This window comes from Halobacteriovorax marinus SJ (assembly GCF_000210915.2).
Classification (GTDB): Bacteria; Bdellovibrionota; Bacteriovoracia; order Bacteriovoracales; family Bacteriovoracaceae; genus Halobacteriovorax; species Halobacteriovorax marinus.
Map to the genome: position 1 here is coordinate 1,568,135 of NC_016620.1, position 18,215 is coordinate 1,586,349.

The 18,215-nt window shown below is 36.0% G+C and carries 17 protein-coding genes; 16 read left to right on the plus strand and 1 reads right to left on the minus strand.

Annotated features, from left to right (window positions below):
• Nucleotides 1-8: 8 nt before the first annotated feature.
• Complete coding sequence (locus BMS_RS07580; RefSeq protein WP_044557395.1) at nt 9-815, minus strand: serine aminopeptidase domain-containing protein; 807 nt, start codon at nt 813-815, stop codon at nt 9-11.
• A gap of 85 nt (nt 816-900) precedes the next feature.
• On the opposite strand from BMS_RS07580, the gene BMS_RS16885 reads away from it, so the two are divergent.
• From BMS_RS16885 to purH, 16 genes are all read left to right on the plus strand, one after another.
• Complete coding sequence (locus BMS_RS16885; protein WP_014244224.1) at nt 901-1,458, plus strand: hypothetical protein; 558 nt, start codon at nt 901-903, stop codon at nt 1,456-1,458.
• Between the two features lie 53 nt (nt 1,459-1,511).
• Nucleotides 1,512-2,015 (plus strand): hypothetical protein, encoded by a 504-nt coding sequence (locus tag BMS_RS07590; RefSeq protein WP_044557396.1) that lies wholly within the window; start codon nt 1,512-1,514, stop codon nt 2,013-2,015.
• Between the two features lie 169 nt (nt 2,016-2,184).
• Nucleotides 2,185-2,661: a hypothetical protein gene (locus tag BMS_RS07595; RefSeq protein WP_014244225.1), complete on the plus strand. Its 477-nt coding sequence runs from the start codon at nt 2,185-2,187 to the stop codon at nt 2,659-2,661.
• Between the two features lie 76 nt (nt 2,662-2,737).
• Nucleotides 2,738-2,995, plus strand: a complete 258-nt coding sequence (locus tag BMS_RS07600) for a hypothetical protein (RefSeq protein ID WP_044557397.1) — start codon at nt 2,738-2,740, stop codon at nt 2,993-2,995.
• A gap of 135 nt (nt 2,996-3,130) precedes the next feature.
• A complete protein-coding gene (locus tag BMS_RS07605; RefSeq protein WP_044557398.1) occupies nt 3,131-3,601 on the plus strand; it encodes a hypothetical protein in 471 nt (156 codons plus the stop codon).
• Nucleotides 3,602-3,681: 80 nt separating this feature from the next.
• Nucleotides 3,682-4,386: a fimbria/pilus periplasmic chaperone gene (locus BMS_RS07610; RefSeq protein ID WP_014244227.1), complete on the plus strand. Its 705-nt coding sequence runs from the start codon at nt 3,682-3,684 to the stop codon at nt 4,384-4,386.
• Nucleotides 4,379-6,769: a fimbria/pilus outer membrane usher protein gene (locus tag BMS_RS07615; protein ID WP_044557399.1), complete on the plus strand. Its 2,391-nt coding sequence runs from the start codon at nt 4,379-4,381 to the stop codon at nt 6,767-6,769. Before BMS_RS07610 ends, BMS_RS07615 begins: the two co-directional genes overlap by 8 nt.
• Nucleotides 6,766-7,662 (plus strand): spore coat protein U domain-containing protein, encoded by an 897-nt coding sequence (locus tag BMS_RS07620; protein ID WP_014244229.1) that lies wholly within the window; start codon nt 6,766-6,768, stop codon nt 7,660-7,662. Before BMS_RS07615 ends, BMS_RS07620 begins: the two co-directional genes overlap by 4 nt.
• 138 nt (nt 7,663-7,800) lie before the next feature.
• A complete protein-coding gene (purF, locus tag BMS_RS07625; RefSeq protein ID WP_044557400.1) occupies nt 7,801-9,270 on the plus strand; it encodes an amidophosphoribosyltransferase in 1,470 nt (489 codons plus the stop codon).
• A gap of 10 nt (nt 9,271-9,280) precedes the next feature.
• Nucleotides 9,281-10,003: an AIR carboxylase family protein gene (locus tag BMS_RS17365; RefSeq protein WP_014244231.1), complete on the plus strand. Its 723-nt coding sequence runs from the start codon at nt 9,281-9,283 to the stop codon at nt 10,001-10,003.
• Between the two features lies 1 nt (nt 10,004).
• Nucleotides 10,005-11,099, plus strand: a complete 1,095-nt coding sequence (locus BMS_RS07635; RefSeq protein ID WP_014244232.1) for a phosphoribosylaminoimidazolesuccinocarboxamide synthase — start codon at nt 10,005-10,007, stop codon at nt 11,097-11,099.
• 1 nt (nt 11,100) lies between these two features.
• The gene (gene purD / locus BMS_RS07640; RefSeq protein WP_014244233.1) at nt 11,101-12,372 is read left to right on the plus strand and encodes a phosphoribosylamine--glycine ligase; all 1,272 of its coding nucleotides are present in this window, start codon (nt 11,101-11,103) and stop codon (nt 12,370-12,372) included.
• The gene (gene purN, locus BMS_RS07645; RefSeq protein ID WP_052590621.1) at nt 12,359-13,015 is read left to right on the plus strand and encodes a phosphoribosylglycinamide formyltransferase; all 657 of its coding nucleotides are present in this window, start codon (nt 12,359-12,361) and stop codon (nt 13,013-13,015) included. Before purD ends, purN begins: the two co-directional genes overlap by 14 nt.
• Nucleotides 12,975-15,926: an AIR synthase-related protein gene (locus tag BMS_RS07650; RefSeq protein WP_014244234.1), complete on the plus strand. Its 2,952-nt coding sequence runs from the start codon at nt 12,975-12,977 to the stop codon at nt 15,924-15,926. Before purN ends, BMS_RS07650 begins: the two co-directional genes overlap by 41 nt.
• Nucleotides 15,916-16,671 (plus strand): phosphoribosylformylglycinamidine synthase subunit PurQ, encoded by a 756-nt coding sequence (locus tag BMS_RS07655; protein WP_014244235.1) that lies wholly within the window; start codon nt 15,916-15,918, stop codon nt 16,669-16,671. Before BMS_RS07650 ends, BMS_RS07655 begins: the two co-directional genes overlap by 11 nt.
• Complete coding sequence (gene purH, locus BMS_RS07660) at nt 16,661-18,214, plus strand: bifunctional phosphoribosylaminoimidazolecarboxamide formyltransferase/IMP cyclohydrolase (protein ID WP_014244236.1); 1,554 nt, start codon at nt 16,661-16,663, stop codon at nt 18,212-18,214. Before BMS_RS07655 ends, purH begins: the two co-directional genes overlap by 11 nt.
• The last annotated feature ends 1 nt before the right edge of the window (nt 18,215 follow it).

Genomic DNA, 18,215 nt, shown 5'->3' on the forward strand with positions numbered 1-18,215 from the left:
GCTTTCAATCAGAGCTGCTGACTTAAAATAAGAGTGAGTTTATTCCATGCCTTCTGACCTAAAGTCGCACTATCAATGGCCAAATGGTAGATTTTCTTCTCGTTCTTTGAAGGGGAAGATATCAATTCTTCCATCTGGCAATTGCTCCAAGATTTACACAAATCGCGGGTAGAGAAATAGTCGATAAGCTCGTCTCTCTTATCCATTGTTATTACTTTCTTTATATTGTCATTAAACTTAAGTTCCTGAGTTATTTCCCACATCCCTTTATAGGCCAAGAGACCTGTTGAATCCTTTGCTCGGTACTCAACAAAGTTTCCACTTGGGATTTCAAAAGTGAGCCCCATTTTAAAGAGCGCTGTTATGAACATGGTGTACCAACGGGTTTTAAAGGCCGGAGCAATATAGCTAACTGACTTAAAGGGAGCATTGAATTTTTCAATTGCGTGTTGAATGACTAGAGCGCCTAGTGAGAAGCCAAGTCCATACATAGGGATATCAAGCTGCTTTGAATTTACATAGGCCTGGCAAAGGGGAGAGTAGAAATCTTTGATCCATCTCTGCTTTGTCACCTGATCCCAATTTGTATTTTCTGTGTGCCCTGTGAGTCGAACATATATTGGAGCGATTTTTTTGGCCTTATAGAAGTTGCCAAGAGACTCCATTTTCTCGGGGTTGAGATTGAGTCCATGAACGATGAGAATGATACCCTTGATATCGTCTTCAAAAGTAATCTGTTGTTTGAAGTTATTGCAGCTTAACGCGAAGCTGCTAAAACTTGTTAGCATTAGGGATATAAATAAAACTATCTTCATTTTACAATCTTACCATTTCTATCATTGTTTGTACTTTATAAAAAATCCATCTAACATATTACTAAATTCTAATAAGGAGATAAACATGAAGTCAATTTTGAGCACGGTAGCTCTCTTACTTCTTAGCCTTCCTGTGCTAGCACATACTGGTCTTAAGGAAGGAGAGAGATTTGAAAATCACAGAATCCAAGGACAAATTAGAATCTCATGTCATGAGCGAGGACAAAGTGACTTTGCCTATGTGAATTGTAGAGATAGTTATCTAACGCCTTCTATTCGTTCTAAGTTTACTTTTGACTCTGGTGTTAACGCCGATAAAGTAAAGCTAACTTACACGAATTCTGATGGTAAAACGAAAACGAAATCTTCAAGAGTTAAAGGTAATGAGAGTAGAGAGAATTTCAACCTTTGGATTTGGACTCTAACGCAAAGACCTCTTCTAAAATCTGGTGAGAACACAATTGATTATAAGCTTACAAATAATGGTTCAGAAGTTGAGTCGGGAAGCTTTGACGTATTGGTTGAAACTCTTCCGGTTAGAACTTGTGGTTATAGATCATATACATCATCTAGACTAAGTGATTGTCGTAATGCTTCAATGGTATGTGCACAATACTTCAGACAGATGAACGATTGTTTATAATTCATATTTACCACCTTCTACGGAAGGTGGTCCTTTCTTCAGTGGCTACTAACGTGAAAAAAATCATTTTAATTACATTACTTTTATTCTCTAACCTCCTATTTGCCGAGACTCTCTTTCACGATATTGAGCGTGGAAGACTTCATAAAGGTGGAGAGATTAAGATTGAAGTTTTGGAAATGAATGATAAGAAATTCACCACTCGATTATCTTATAAAATTAAAAAGAAAGTCTATGTCCCCATAGGCGATAGTAAGCTTAGGGGAGATGTCGTACAGTCTTTACCAGCAATGTTCTCAAGTTTAGAAGGTTATCTGGATCTAGAGAAAATGGGCTCTTTAAAAGTTGAGAAGGCCACTGTTAAGTTTATTAAGCGAGAGAGTATTGGTGAATACTATGACTCTATAAAGATCCAAATCACTCCCGATAATAAGAAGTGGTCTGGCTATCTCTGGTACCATCCAAGTGTTCCTGGAAGTGGTTGGTTTAAATGTGAACTTACTTTACTGGGGATTCCTGTCTTAGGTGATTATTCACTTAAGAGTTTTATTCGATAAATTGCATCGTATTTCGTCACTTTTCTTATACATTGTTTAAAGTTTATACATTTTTTTTAGACTTATTTATGTAGGTTATTGTCTCTACGTTAAAGTTTTTGGCATGCTAATTGTATATAGAAATATAGCTTTATAAATAATGTTTTATTTAACTTAGAGGAGAAAAAACATGAAAAGACTATTAATTGCTTCTGCTGCTATGGCGATTATTTCAACACCAATTCTTGCTGCCCCTCAAGGGACTCTTTTACTGCAAGGACAAGTTAATCAAGTTCTAAACCTTGTGGTAACACCGGAAACTGGTGTAAACACATCTCTTGATTTAGTAAATGGTGAGTCTGATACTAAAGTTGCTACGGTAACAGAGGAAACCAACTCAAATACTGGTTATAAAATTCTAATTAGAACGGCCAATGGTGGTCTACTTAAAAACGGTTCGCTTGATCAAGTATCATACTCTATGAGCTATGACGGATCTCCTGTGACTCTTTCTACAACAGATACAGAAGTTAAGAATGTCTCAACAGGTGGTGTTTATGATCACGATAGTGATGTAGAAGTTTCTCTTACTGGAAGTGGTTCAGCTGCGGCACTAACTCAAGGCACTTATTCTGATACAGTGACTTTTACAATTCAAGTTAACTAATTGATATTAAGACAATCTTGAGTTCTTTGCTCAAGATTGTCCTGTTTTGACCGATAATACTCTTAAGGAGTTTATTGTGTCGAAATTTCTAATTGCCTTATCTCTATCTATTTTTACATTTACGGCATATGCTGGAACTTCTGGAAGCCTTCAGCTCTCATCTAGAATAGGTGTGAATATTGATTACCGCTTAGATGAAAATAATAATATAAGAATTATTTCAAATGCGCCCTTTAAGCAAAACTTAAGGCCCTATAATTTAAAATCTAAGACCATAAAGAATACTGATAAAAGTCATGCTTATCTAAAAGTTCTCGAGATTGCTGCTAACTAGTAGCTAATTGCCACTATTTTACTAATATCGACACCAAAACTATGCCCATAGTGCCAATTTGACTAAAAAATTCCCCCCTAAATTTTGGCACCTTCCTTGTATATACTAAAGGTAACTTATTCATATGGGGGAAGTATGAGAAAATTATTTTTAGGGACGATTTTATCAATTACAACAATTTCAAGTTTTGCAGCTCCTCAGGGAACGCTCTTGCTTCAGGGAACAATTAATCAGGTGCTCTCACTAACAGTCTCTCCTGAGTCTGGAGTGAACACAAGTCTAGATTTAACATCAACTCAAACTGATTTAAAGGTTGCTGAAGTTGGTGAGCAGACAAACTCAAATACTGGTTATAAAATTTTAATAAGAACTGCAAATGGTGGTTCACTTAAGAACGGCTCTTTTGATGAAGTTTCATATTCAATGAAATATGATGGATCTCCAGTGACGCTTTCAACGAGTGATACAGAAGTTAAGAATGAATCTACTGGTGGAGTTTACGACCATTCAAGTGATGTAGAGATATCTTACACTGGTCAGCCAGCCGCTAGTCTAACTCAAGGTACTTACTCTGATACAGTAACCTTTACTATTCAAGTCAACTAATACTCTAGGATTTCTAAAGGCTCTATAATAGGGCCTTTAAATCTATTGAGTCTTTTAGATTAGCAAGCTATCATTATTAAGTGAAAAATCTATTTATAATTACTCTATTTTTAATCTCTACTCATTCTATGGCCTTTAAATTAATGCCTATGAGTATTTCTATTAACTCTAGTCAGAAAGATAAAACTGCTCTTTTTACAGTTTTCAATGACTCTGATGAGCCTATTGCAATTCAATTGGATATGCGAAAGAGACTTATGAAGCCTGATGGCTCTGAAGAACATCCAGAAGTTGATGACTTTCTTGTCTACCCAGATCAACTTGTTCTTGGTGCCAAGAAGAGGAGAGTTATTAAAGTGAGATGGCTTAAGGGGGAAGTTAAAGATATTGAGAGGTCATACCGCTTGATAGCAGAACAACTCCCAATTGATGTTTCTAAAAAGAAAGATAAGAAGACTGATATAAAAATTCTTCTTCGCTATGTAGCGGCTCTTTATGTTGCACCTAAGACTAGTAGTGCAAAGTTAAGAGTGATAAGTGCTAAAACGACTAAGGATTTAAATCGTATAATTTTTCATGTTGAAAATTCGGGCAATAAGCATCATGTGCTCTTGTCTCCTAAGGTAAATATTATCCAAGAGGGGAAGACTTTTTCTTTAACTAATTTAGAGGGAATAAGGGGAGAGAATATTTTGGCAAAGACGAAGCGCTATTTCTCTTTTATTCCTCCAAAAGGTGTAAATATTCAAAAACCTTATCAAGTAGAACTTCTTATTGATGAATAAGTCATTAATTCTCTCGCTATTTCTATTAACTTCTAATGTCCGCGCTCAAAGTGAAGCGGAGATATTTTCTAAAGTCTTTAAGACAAAAACGAGATGGGTTCCAACTGCTATTTACTTCCAGGGAAGTGAGATTGGTGAAGTGCCTGTTAAGTATACTAATAATATTCCAAGTGATGTATTAAATATTTCTTCTCTTCTATCATCAATTGTTCGAGATGATGTGATATTAAAAGATGAACAAATGAGCTTTAAGGAGCTATCCGCTTTAGGTGTTTCGCTCTCTTTAAATGAAGAGAAATTTTATATTGAAGCCTTTATTGATCCAAAGAAAATTAGAGAGAAGGTTACAAATTTTAATTTAGAGTACCGTCCTAAGTGGGTTAATAAAATTACTCGTCCAAGTGATTTCTCTTTTTATACAAATCTCTATTACTACAACCCTTACAAGCACAATAGTAATAGAAATGATGGAAATGAATTAGATATTCAACCCAACTTCAATTTTAAAGGTCTAGTTATTGAATCATCTCATACTTATAAAGACGATGAACTACATAGAAGAAGCACTCGAGCGCTCTATGATTTTCAAACTAGAGCAACAAGGCTCTCTCTTGGTGATAGTACAACTCCTAGTACTGATTATCTTTCTGGAATAGGCTTTCTAGGAGCTAGTTATGGGAAGGACTTCTCTCTTAGGCCATATGATATTACTGTTCCTAGAGGTAAGGCAGAGTTTGAATTAACAGAAGCCTCTACTGTGAGAGTTTTTGTAAATGGAACTCTAATAAATATTTTAAAGCTTCAGGCAGGAACCCATAAGCTCGAGGATCTTCCTCTTATTCAAGGCTTAAATCAAATTAAATTAGTTATAGAGTCCGAACTTGGAAGGGTTGATGAGATTCTTATTCCTGCGGCTTTTAGTCAGGACTTATTAAAGGTAGGTCTAAGTGATTTCTATTACGGAGTTGGTAAGAAAAGTGAAATAGTAAATCTAGATAGAGAATACGCAGATGATGATTATATTTACACTGCTTTCTATCGCCGTGGAATAAGTGATAAATTTACACTTGGAGGTTTTTTCCAAGCTGATACAAAGGCTAGACTACTTGGTTCTGACCAAGTGTTCTCTACGAAATTTGGTCAATTTAAAACCCAAGTTGCCGCACTTGATTCAAATTTAGATACTGGCTACTCGGCAAAGGCTGAATATTTCTTCTTGGATCAGAGAACTGTCGGAACGGCCGCATCAGGTCATCTCTTTGGGTTTGAGCACAGAAATAAGAACTTCAAATTAATTGATCAACTGAACCCTCTAGGCTTTGATCGAAATATCTTAAGTTATGCTTTTAATAAGAATATCTATGGTTACTCCTATCGTATTGGAGGTCAATATGAGAGTAATGAATTAAATCGCGATACTTGGGCCCTTACTGGTAGTTTAGGTAAGACTTTCAAGAGAAGACTAAATGTAAACACTGTTTCAACATATAGAACATTAGTTAATGGAGATGATAATTTTGAAGTCTCTATTTACTTTAGTTGGTTTCTCCCTGAAAAGGGACATAATTTCTATGGAAGTTATAATTCTCTAAGTAAGACAACTCAGGCATCTCTTCAGAAAATTAAAACGTCTAGTAGTGATAAGTTAACTTATCAATTAACTGGGAGAAATTCATCTCTAGAAAAGTCTCTTGAGTTTGATAGTCGCTATGATCACGAGCGATTTGAAGTCGGTGTTAGACACTCTCAATTAGACAGTACTGCTAGAGATGAAGGTTGGAATTCTTATGAAGGAAGTGTGAAGTTTGCAACGGCCTTTGCTTATCTCGATGGAAAGTACACTGTAGGTAGACCTATTACAAATTCATTTGCCATCCTCACTCGAGATAAGCATTTAGAGGATGAACAGATTCTAATAAGTAGTAATGGAGATAATATTGCCAAGGGTGATTTATTTAATAATATTCTAATCTCTAAAATTCAGCCTTACCGCTACTATAAAGTTACTGCTGATAGTGCACTATTAAGTGATGGTCTTTCAATCGAAGAAAGTGACTTTGCTCTTATGCCTACATATAAATCTGGCTCTTTGATCTCTCTTCAGTCAAAAGGAGCGATGTCTGTCTTTGGAACTATCTTCTTACCAGATAGAACAAGAGTTGCCCTCGCAACTTTTGATGTTCTAGACGCTAAGGGGAGAGTTGTCTACGGCAGCTTTACTAATAGAAAGGGGAGAATTCTAGTAGAAGGCCTAGAAGAAGGTGAGTATCAAGTCTTACTTAGACATCAAGATGAGAATTACGTTTCTCGCTTTACTCTTCCAAAAGATAAAGTTGGATTTGTAGATATTGGAAATCTTAATTTAACCAAGGTTAAGAAATGAAGTTTTTAGCAATCATTCTTTTTTTTATCACACTAAATACTTATGCTGATTATTGCCCTATCTATATTTCTACAGGCAATGTGGACTTTGTTCAGTCTAGTAGTGATCAGAGTGTTGCTATTGATCTTCATATCTACCGTTTTAGCTCATCAAATCAATGTAGGCAATACGATTTAGGTGTAACAACTGGGTCGGCGAATAGCTACTCTAGAAAACTTTATAATGGTGCCCATTCTCTAAATTATAATATTTATAAAAGTGAATACACTTCAACTCCTCTTAGAAGTATAAACGATGCGAGAAATAATTCAGAAAGAATACGATTTAGGATGGACTCTTGGTATACAAGAATAACTCTATATGTACGCTTACCAGCACCTGGATCAGGTCTTCAGAATGGACTCTATACTGATACTACTCAGATTCAGGTCTATCCCAGAGGAAATAATACTGGTGGAGGATATACAAACCTTACAACTAATCTAAATATTCAATCTAATATCAATCTCTCTCTTGTTGCAAGAGGAGGGCAGTATGATGAAAATCAAACGGCCTATACTTTAGACTTTGGATCAATGAGTGCGGGGAAACTTAGAAGTTTTGATCTAATAGTAAAATCTAATACTGGGTATAGAATAAACGTTTCTAGTGAGTATGATGGAGCTCTCGCCCATAATCAAAATAATTCATACAAGGTCGGTTATAACTTTGGAGTGAATGGATCTAATATGAGTTTAGTAGGTTCCAAAAATTCCCCTAGGCAAATTTATTCTTCAAATGGTGCGAGTACTAATGGCCAAGTAATCGAGATCGATATCTCTCTTTTGAGTGTTAATGGTAAACTCTCTGGAAACTATTCTGACTATATCTACTTTACTGCTATTAGCAATTAGTCATTAGTAAGTAGTTTAAATTGTTATTAAGATATTAGGTTTTCCTAATAAGTTGTATAAGAAAAACTTTATTTTTTTGTTGCCACTTTATTGCCACTCTGTAAAACTCTCTTCATAACTTGAATGGAGAAAGTAAGAATGTGTGGTGTAACAGCTATATTACACAGCAAAACTTCCTCGAACGAATCGCTCAACGCTGATGCTACTTATGATGTTTATCGCTCCCTGCTCAAGTTACAACATCGAGGTCAAGATGCTGCCGGAATTGTTGCTTACAATTCTAGCGAAAAGAGATTTCACTCTCATCGCTCAATAGGGCTTGTGAATGATATCTTCAATGAATCAAATATTGCTCTGATGAAAGGCGACATGGCCATAGGTCACACTCGCTACGCTACGACTGGTTCTGATTCTTTAAATGATATTCAGCCACTTCTAACAGGATACCCCCTAGGACTTGCACTCGCTCACAATGGAAATATTGTAAATTATCATGACCTAGCTAGAGAAATAAATTCAAAGAGCTCGGCACAGCTTCTTACGAATAACGATATAGAGCTCTTTCAAAATATTTGGTGTCAGAGTTTTTCAGTTTGCAAGGATAATTCTCTCGCTGCATTGATTGATGGATCTAGAAGAATATTTAATGATCTAAAGGGCGCTTATGCATTAGTTGGTATTCTAGGAGAGCGAGGAATTTTTGGTCTCAGAGATCCGTATGGAATACGTCCTCTATGTCTTGGTATGAGGGAGTCAGATGGAAGAAAGAGCTGGATTCTTTGCTCTGAAACTAGCTCTCTTATTCAGCTAGGTTTTGACTATATAAGAGATATCTCTCCTGGAGAGTTGATATTTATAGATAGAGATGGAGAGATTTTCTCACGAGTTCTTGTAGATCAAAAAAGACCGTCGACATGTATGTTTGAGTGGGTTTATTTCTCAGCAGCTGAATCTTCAATTGAAAATAGAGATGTTTATTCCGTAAGGCTTGCTCTAGGAACACTTTTAGCAAATCAAATTAAAAGCAAGTATGGAAATATATTAAATCACTTTGATATTGTTTGCCCCGTCCCCGATACCAGTCGTACAGCGGCCATTGCTTTGGCGGAAACTCTAAATCTTCCTTACAGAGAAGGGCTTATTAAGAACCGTTATTCGCAAAGAAGTTTTATATTAAGTAGTGATCAGCAAAGGCAAAGAGCAATAGAGAATAAACTCACTCCCATTATTAGTGAGATAAAGGATAAGAATATTCTTCTTGTCGATGACAGTATTGTTCGAGGTACCACTAGTAGACGAATAATTTCTTTATTAAAAATGTATGGGGCAAAGAGCGTTACAATGGCAATTACTTGCCCTCCTATAAAGTATGGGTGTTTCTATGGAGTGGACTTTCCCGACACTTCATCATTAATTGCTTCAAATAAAATTATATCTGAAATTGAATTAGAAGTTGGAGCAAAGGCCATTGAGTATTTAACAATTGATAACTTGGAAGAGAGTATTTCTCATAAAGGAATTTGTGATGCTTGCTTGAGCGGACAATATCCTACGGATATTTCTGCAAGTGAAGAGTTTTCTAAAAGAAGAAGTGAATTAAGAATATAGGAGATAAGAAATGAAGAGAGCATTAGTTTTATTTGGTAGTGTGAGTGATCAATATATCTATGATGATATTATAAGTGAGCTTAAAAAAGAGTATCTTGTGGATTTTCAAGTTATTTCGGCCCACAGAAATCCTGAGGACTTAAAAGATAGACTAGATAGAGATGATTTTGATTTCATTATTGCTGGAGCGGGCCTAGCTGCTCATCTTCCAGGAGTTTGTGCTTCTTTAACTAAGAGACCTGTCTTTGGTGTCTATGTTCCAGCAAACTTTAGTGGCCTTGACTCTCTTTTATCTATTCTTCAAATGCCTTTTGGTGTTCCTGTTGCAACACTTAATCCTAATAATATAGATATCGTCGCAAAAGTATTAAAAGCGATCGATAGTAGGGATAAAAAATCTATCAATATTGTAGTAGGTAAAGAAGTTAGAGAATACGAATCGACTCAGAGTGAATTAAAGAGGTTGAGTCAGTTTGGTGAAGAGAATGGAGTTTCTCTAAATATTAATGAGAACTTTAGTGATGTTGAGTTCAATATAGTTCTTGCCCATCATGACTTTAAAAAAGAGATGAGAGAGGATGCATTCTATATTCCTCTACTTAATGCTTCTGAAAAAAAGTCACCTAGTTATGGCCTTAAAATTCTAGAAAGAGTTGATAATGGTGCCATTTGGTTTGGTGTCAACAACTCAAGAAATGCACTCAAATTTTATTTAAACTTAAGAGGAGAATAGTATGAATCTAATTAAGGAAGGGTCTGTTAAAGATATTTATCACTTTGAAAATGACTTATTGTTTAAGTTCTCTGATCGTTACTCTGTTTTTGACTGGGGGGAGATGCCAGATCTAATCCCTGATAAAGGAGAATCTCTATTAGAATTTTCTTATAATACGTTTAAATTTCTTGAAAATAGTGAGAATTGGAAAAATTGGAAACCTAAAGACATCGCGGTCGAAGGAAATTATTACCTCTGTAAAACTTTAAAAGATTTTCGAGAAAGAGGTGTAAAGACACACCTTCTAGATAAAGTTTTAATGGATGGAAAAAACTATTTAAAAGTAAAGAAAGTTCATGTGCCAAATATCGAGTTCAAAGATAAGTCCTGGGACTATCGTGAGTTTACAAAGAAGCCCAGACCTATAAATACAATAATTCCATTAGAGGTAATTTTCCGCTTTGGTGTACCTAAGGGAAGTTCGCTCTTGGGTAGGGTTAGCGATGATACATATCTTGAAGAATTAGGTTTAAGTACTAGGCCTAAAGAGGGTGATACGTTCAAGTCTCCTGTAATTGAATTTTCTACAAAACTAGAAGATAGAGACCAATATATTGACGGGGCGAGGGCCATGGATATTTCCGGTCTAAGTTTAGTTGAGTTTGAGAAATTAAAATCTATTACGCTTCTTCTCTCTTTAAGGCTTAGAGATTACTTTCAAGACTTAGGAATTGATATGTGGGATGGAAAGTTTGAGTTTGCATTTGCTGACTATGATGAAGAGGGAAAGAGAGAGATTCAGTTAATCGATTCTATTGGACCTGATGAGTTACGTTTAATAAAGGACGGGGTTCAACTCTCTAAAGAAGTTCTAAGGTCTTTGTACCTACAAACTCCATGGCATGAAAATGTAATGAAGTCTAAGAGCACAGCTAAGAGAGAGAATCGAATTGATTGGAAGGAAATTTGTATCAATGAACTCAAGAGCACTCCCTCTAAATTAGAAAGAGAAAAAATAGAAACAATTTCTAAGATGTATAAAGGACTAAGTCTTGCGACAAGTAAAAAGAGGGAATTACTTGATCAATGTATTCCCCTAATTAAGGAGTTCTAAAATGAAAATTGCTATCCTAGGTAGTGGTGCAAGGGAGCATGCCTTAGCCTGGAGAATACTCAGTGATCTCTCTGAAGGATATGTAACAGTTATTCCTGGTAATGATGGAATGAGTCTCAATGAGAGAATTCGTTGCGTGAGTTGGGATGGTGAAATAGAGTCTCTTTTAGAATCATTAAAAAATCTAGAAATTGAATTCGTAATTATTGGACCTGAAGATTTACTCTCAAGGGGCGTCGCAGATAGTATAAGAGCCATCGGTATTGATGTACTTGGTCCTTCTAAAGTTGCTTCAATGATTGAATCCTCTAAAGAATTTTCTAAGGAATTTATGCACGAATATAATATTCCTACTGCTAATTTCCATATCATCAAAGACTACTTTAAGGGAATAGAACTTATCGATAGTTGGAAAGAGTCTTCAGCTCCAGTTGTAAAGGCCTCTGGCCTAGCTAAGGGTAAGGGGGTCTTTGTTTGTGAGAGTAGAGATGAGGCAAAAGAGTCGCTCTATAATCTTATGAGAAATGATCACTACTTCCTAAGAGATAATACCATTTTAATTGAAGAGAGGCTTATCGGTAGAGAGGTATCAGCATTTGCTCTCTTTGATGGAAAGTCTTACAAAACCATCGGCAACTGCTTTGATTATAAGAGAAGAGATGAAGGTGATCTCGGCCCAAATACTGGTGGTATGGGTGCTATTTGTTCCGACTCTCTTATCAGCGAAGAAATACAGCTAGAGATTAATGAAAAAGTCTTTGATCGTTTTTTAGAGGGAATGAAGAAGAGAGGGATTGAGTATAAAGGAGTCCTCTTTGCTGGGATCATTCTCACTGACCAGGGCGTAAAGGTGATTGAGTTTAATGCGAGATTTGGAGATCCTGAGACACAAGCACTTATGCCATGTTTAAAAGGAAATCTATTAGAAAACCTCCATCTTTGCAGCAGAGGTGAGATGAACTCAACAAGCGATCTTGTAATAGAGGGGAGCTGTGTTCACACAGTTGTTGCAAGTGGGGGATATCCTTTTACAGAAGGTGAGAAAGCTCAATTTAATTGCCAAATACCAATATGTAATCTTCTTGGTCGTAATTCTATTTTCTATGCAGGAGTTAAATTTGAAGACTTCTCTCTAGTAAATACGGGAGGTCGCGTACTTGGTATCTCTTCTTTTGGCGATGACTTAGAGACAGCTAGATCTGAAGCCTATTTATCAATTCCTCTTGTCACATTCAAGGGGTCACAGTGGAGAGAAGATATTGGACTCAGTTAGAAATATTGCCATATTTGCTTCGGGAAGAGGGACTAATGCTCTTAATATAGTCAACTTTGTTGAACAGAATTGTTCAGGGCTAAGAGTTGTTTGTTTAATTTGCGACCTTGAAGATGCTCCCGTTTTGAATCTCTTAAGAGGGAGAGGTGTAGATTTGAGAGTTATTTCTTCAAAAGGTCTTTCTAAAGAAGAACATGAACAAAGAATTTGGAGTGTACTAGATTCTTTTGATATTGATTGGATTCTCCTTGCTGGTTATATGAGGATTTTATCGAAAGAATTCATCGCTAAGGGGATTCCAATTGTAAATATACACCCTTCTCTTCTACCTCTTTATCCCGGCTTGCACTCTTATAAGAAATCTTTTGAAAATAGAGATGAGTTCTCTGGTGCGACTATACATCTTGTGGATGAGGGAGTGGATACAGGGGCAATAATCTTACAAAAGAAGTTTCCAAGACTCAGAAGCGATTCCTTTGATCAATTCAGAAGAAGGGGGCTAGAGAATGAGTACGAGCTCTATAGACTCTTTTTATATTTTCTTAATAAGAGTGACTCAAAAGTATATTCACTAATAAATTACTTTACAGGAGAAAAAAGAGATGAACAGCTATCAAGTGGTGGCCTATCCAAAGGACTTTAGCTCATTTATAAACGTGGAAGTCAGTTATGATTGCTCAGCGATTAGCTCTTATGAGATAAATTCAAAGAGTGTTATTGATAAGGACATAATCAATAGAATTCTAGTCGATCAAGTTTTAGAAAGTGATATGCTTGATTATACAATGTATGAATTTACTCATATGTTAAAAGTAGATTTTAAAAGTGGCGTTACTGATAATACAGCTATTTCTACTATAGATGCCTTTAAACTTTTTGATATAGAAGTTGTATCTCTTCATTATTCTAAGATCTATTTTTTTAATACTTCACTAAGTAAAGACGATATTCTGGAAAAGGCAATGCAGGTCTTGTTTAATCCTCTTGTTCATGACTACCAAATTTTGACAAAGATCGAACTTTTAGAAGTAGGTATAAGAGAACGTATTGAGCTCACTCACAATCAGCTTGGTAAAGTTTCAGTCATAGATCTCGATATCTCAGATAATTTGCTCCATGAATTAAATACTAAGAGATGTCTGGCCCTTAGCTTAAAAGAACTTAAGGTTATTAGAGATTACTATATTGAAAATGAAAGTAAGAGAAAGAAGATAGGACTGCCTTCTTTTCCAACAGATGTAGAATTAGAGTGTATAGCACAAACATGGAGTGAGCACTGTAAGCATAAAATATTTAATGCAAGAATAAATTTTACTAATCGAAAAGAAGATAAAACTGAAGTTATTGATTCCATTTTTAGTAGCTTTATTAAAAAGGCCACTAAAGAAATTAAAGAGGAAAATAAGCTTGATTGGCTAATATCTGTTTTTCATGACAACGCAGGAATTATTCGCTTCGATGAAAAATTAGATATCTGCTTTAAAGTTGAGACTCACAATAGTCCATCAGCACTAGATCCCTATGGAGGGGCCTTAACTGGAATCCTTGGTGTTAATAGAGATATACTTGGTTGTGGTCTAGGTGCTAAGCCAATCGCAAATACAAATGTCTTCTGCTTAGGTGCTCCTGGTTTATTTAACCGATTATCTCCTGATAAAGTACCTCGCTCTCTTATTAGTCCTGAAAATATTTTGGCCGGAGTTCACAAAGGTGTTGAAGATGGAGGCAATAAGAGTGGTATTCCAACTATAAATGGAGCAATGAGTTTTCATGATAGTTATTGTGGAAAACCCCTTATCTTCGTAGGAAGTGTTGGAGTAATGCCTCAGCGAATAGGTAATAGAGATAGTTCTATAAAAGAAATTTCTGCGGGGGATTTGATCTATGTCGGTGGGGGTCGTGTAGGTAAGGATGGAATTCATGGTGCTACGTTTAGTTCCATAGACTTAAATGATTCTTCTCCATTAAATGCTGTTCAAATTGGGAACCCAATTATTCAAAAGAGATTAAGTGACTTCTTACTTGAGGCAAGAGATCTAGGACTTATCAAGGCCATTACAGATAATGGTGCTGGTGGAATGAGTTCTTCAATAGGCGAGATGGCGCAGCTCTCTAATGGTGCAGATCTCTTTCTGGATAAGGCAGCACTTAAATATAGCGGTCTTGATCCCTGGGAAATATTAATATCTGAGTCTCAAGAGCGAATGAGCTTTGCGATTGAGAAAGAGAATTCCACAAAGTTTGAAGAGTTAGCACTTAGGCGTGGTGTTGAAGTTTCTCATGTTGGGGAATTTACTAACTCTGGAAGTTTTAAGATTTTCTACCACGACGAATGTGTTGGTCATATTGACTTAGACTTTCTTCATGAAGGTGTTCCTAAGATGGAGCTCTCTGCTATCTGGGATGAAGCATATGTAGACTACAATCCATTTAATAGAAGAAAGGATCTTTTATCATCATCCGATTCCCTAGAGAATATTCTCAAAAGGGTTATGTCACATGGAGATATTGCTTCTAAAGAGAGATGGATACGTAAGTATGATCATGAAGTCGGTGGAAATAGTGCTCTTAGGCCTCTAGAGTCTATTGATAACACTAGTGTCAATCACTGTGGAATAATTTCGCTTGAGAGACTTGGTGGAAGAGCTGGAAATGGATTGGGCCTAGGAGTTGGAATGGCCCAAAGAGTAGGAAAGTATGATCCATATCTCATGGCCCAGCTAAGTGTAGATGAAGCGGTTCGCAATATAATTTGCCACGGTGTAAATCCAATGAAGATCGCTCTCTTGGATAATTTCTGTTGGCCCAACCCTGTTGATGATTCAAATGATTTAGATAGACAAAGGAAAATGGGAGCCCTCGTTCTTGCCTCTAAAGGTCTCTATGATATTTCTAAAATCTACTCTACTCCTCTAATTTCTGGAAAAGATAGTATGAAGAACGATTACTTTGGAAAGAGTCGAGATGGTAGTGATCTGAGTATTAGTGTTCTACCGACTCTCTTAGTATCTTCTATTGGACAGATTGAATTGGATAATATTACAGATTCTCATATACCTAGAGAAGGGCTCGATATTTTTGTAATTGGTAGTCAAAAGGGAGGTTTACTTGGTTCTATTCTTGAAGAACTTTATCAAATTGATTCTTCACTTCCACACTGTGACCCAGTTGAGAACCGTAGAACTTTCCAAGTGGTACATCAATTAATTACAGAAGGTATCTTATCTCACTGTGGGGATATATCTCAAGGAGGCCTTCTATGTGCATTAAGTGAGCAATTATTTCTAAGCCGCTCAGGAATAGATATTGAGCCTGAATTAAGTTTAGAAGAACTCTTTAATGAATCTGCTGGTCGATTTCTTATTTCTGTTGAACCAAAGCATAGAGACAAATTAAATGGAATTATAAACGATGATTCACTTCTTTACTTAGGTCGAAGTAATAAGAGCTTTAAAATTCAATGTAATCAACAGTATCTAGATTTAACAAATATCTATAAATCTTGGAGTGAAGGAGTTCTTCTCTTTAACAAGGAATTACAATATGGAAATTAAAGTTTTAGTCCTTTGTGGTGATGGTCTCAATTGTGAAAATGAGACGGCTTATGCTTTCACAAAGTATGGGGCACAGAGTGATATAGTTCATATTAATGATTTATTACTACGTCCTTCTTCTCTACTTGAATACGATATCTTTGTTATTCCAGGTGGCTTTAGTTTTGGAGATGAGATTTCAGCTGCCAGGATATTATCTTTGAAGTTATTAAAAGGTCTTCGAAGAGAATTAGAGAAGTTTATAGAGCTTTCTAAACCAATTCTTGGAATTTGTAATGGTGCTCAGGCCCTAATGGAAATGGGTCTACTTCCTTTTGGTGATTTTTCTAAGAGGGGTGTTATTACAGATAATATTCCAAGAGGCTTTATGGATAAGTGGGTATCACTAGAACTTAAACAGTCTATTTGTAAGTGGATATCAGATGATGACATTGGTGTTACTTCTATGCCAATACGGCATGGGCAAGGACGTTTTGTCTTTGATGAGAGCGTTGAATTAGATTCCTTAATTGAAGGTAAGCAAATTGTTTACTCATATTGTGAGAATCCAAACTCGAGTACTTTAGATATAGCAGCTCTCTGCGATCCAAAAGGACTAATTCTTGGATTGATGCCACATCCAGAAGCGTCTATCGACACAGATCTTCTACCTATAGGAATTTTAAATCATTCAAGTTCAAATATTTTTAAAACTATTATTTCTTATATGGAAAATATAAAGAATGGAGTTAGTAATGGAAAGTAATTGGCCAGTCAAAAGGGCCCTTGTCAGTGTTTCTGATAAAGAGGGAATTGTTGAATTATGTAAGTTTCTAGATAAAAGCGGAGTTGAAATTATTTCGACTGGTGGAACTAGAGATATATTGACGAAGAACGGGATAGAGTCCCTCGATATTACTTCTGTCACAGGTAGCCCTGAAGCCTTCAATGGAAGAATGAAAACATTAAGTTTCAATATTTCTAGTGCTCTTCTGTTCAGGCGCGATTGTCCTCGTGACCTATCAATGGCCAAGGAGCTTGATATTGAAGCTATTGATTTAGTTATTTGTAATCTCTATCCTTTTTTAGAAACAGTTCAAAGAACAAGTGATCTTGATTCTATCGTCGAAAATATTGATATTGGTGGTCCAACTATGCTTAGGGCCGCTGCAAAAAATTATAAGTGGGTTACAACTATTTGCTCTCCAGATGATTATGATTCTCTAATTGAAAATTTAACATCTAATGAAGGAACAATAGATTCTACTTTTAGAAAGAATATGGCAGCAAAGGCCTTTCAACATACTAGTAGATATGAAATAGCAGTCTCTGAACATATGGGGAAACTATTAACAGATAGATTGCCCTCGGAGCTCTACTTTAGTGGTGAGAGTATGAATCTGCGCTATGGTGAAAATGCTCATCAAAGTGCTCGTTTTCTTGGTGATAAATCACGGTGGGAAACACTACAAGGAAAGGAGCTAAGTTATAATAATATTCTTGATGCAGATGCCGCTTATAAGTGCTGTTTAGAATTAACTTATGAATTAAAAAATAAGTATAGCTGTACAATTATTAAGCACTCTAATCCATGTGGAGTAGCAAGTAGTGAAGATGGATTAGATGCAATAACTAGGGCATGGAATGGTGATAAGATTAGTGCTTTTGGCAGCATTCTCTGCATAAATGATCTCTTCACTTTGGAAATGGCGAATTTCTTAAGCGATAAATTTGTTGAAGTTATTATTGCAAAAGACTTCTCGGCCCAAGCATTAGAATTACTTTCTAAGAAGAAAAATATAAGAGTTCTCAAAAGAGATTTTAACGAAGAACTCTCTAGGGACCACTCAGTTAGAGATGTTTTAGGTGGACTACTCATTCAAAAAAGGGACTGTGAATATTCAAATACCATCTCTAAAGTAAGTGGTGATCAAGAAATAGATCGAGATCTCTTTATCTTTGGTCAAATAACGGCCAAGTACTTAATGAGCAATGCTATATCACTTGTTCAAAGTGATAAGGGAGCTTTGGAACTTGTTGGTGCGGGAATGGGTAACCCTAACCGCTTTGTAAGTATCTCACAAGCGGTTACTAAAGCTAAAGAGAATGGAGTAAGTGATTTTTCTAAATGCCTTCTTACATCAGATGCTTTCTTTCCTTTTAAAGATAGTATCGAATTTATTTCTCAGACCGGTCTAAGAAATATTGTTCAGCCCGGAGGAAGTATAAGAGATGAAGAAGTTATTAGTGCTTCCAAAAAAGCAAATATTAATATGTACTTTACTGGTATGAGACATTTTAGACATTGAG

What these genes read in the sequence shown, in the direction of transcription:
- BMS_RS07580 (WP_044557395.1), bottom strand. Translation starts at nt 815, where the DNA reads ATGAAGATAGTTTTATTTATATCCCTAATGCTAACAAGTTTTAGCAGC.
- BMS_RS16885 (WP_014244224.1), top strand. Translation starts at nt 901, where the DNA reads ATGAAGTCAATTTTGAGCACGGTAGCTCTCTTACTTCTTAGCCTTCCT.
- BMS_RS07595 (WP_014244225.1), top strand. Translation starts at nt 2,185, where the DNA reads ATGAAAAGACTATTAATTGCTTCTGCTGCTATGGCGATTATTTCAACA.
- BMS_RS07605 (WP_044557398.1), top strand. Translation starts at nt 3,131, where the DNA reads ATGAGAAAATTATTTTTAGGGACGATTTTATCAATTACAACAATTTCA.
- BMS_RS07615 (WP_044557399.1), top strand. Translation starts at nt 4,379, where the DNA reads ATGAATAAGTCATTAATTCTCTCGCTATTTCTATTAACTTCTAATGTC.
- BMS_RS07620 (WP_014244229.1), top strand. Translation starts at nt 6,766, where the DNA reads ATGAAGTTTTTAGCAATCATTCTTTTTTTTATCACACTAAATACTTAT.
- purF (WP_044557400.1), top strand. Translation starts at nt 7,801, where the DNA reads ATGTGTGGTGTAACAGCTATATTACACAGCAAAACTTCCTCGAACGAA.
- BMS_RS17365 (WP_014244231.1), top strand. Translation starts at nt 9,281, where the DNA reads ATGAAGAGAGCATTAGTTTTATTTGGTAGTGTGAGTGATCAATATATC.
- BMS_RS07635 (WP_014244232.1), top strand. Translation starts at nt 10,005, where the DNA reads ATGAATCTAATTAAGGAAGGGTCTGTTAAAGATATTTATCACTTTGAA.
- purD (WP_014244233.1), top strand. Translation starts at nt 11,101, where the DNA reads ATGAAAATTGCTATCCTAGGTAGTGGTGCAAGGGAGCATGCCTTAGCC.
- BMS_RS07650 (WP_014244234.1), top strand. Translation starts at nt 12,975, where the DNA reads ATGAACAGCTATCAAGTGGTGGCCTATCCAAAGGACTTTAGCTCATTT.
- BMS_RS07655 (WP_014244235.1), top strand. Translation starts at nt 15,916, where the DNA reads ATGGAAATTAAAGTTTTAGTCCTTTGTGGTGATGGTCTCAATTGTGAA.
- purH (WP_014244236.1), top strand. Translation starts at nt 16,661, where the DNA reads ATGGAAAGTAATTGGCCAGTCAAAAGGGCCCTTGTCAGTGTTTCTGAT.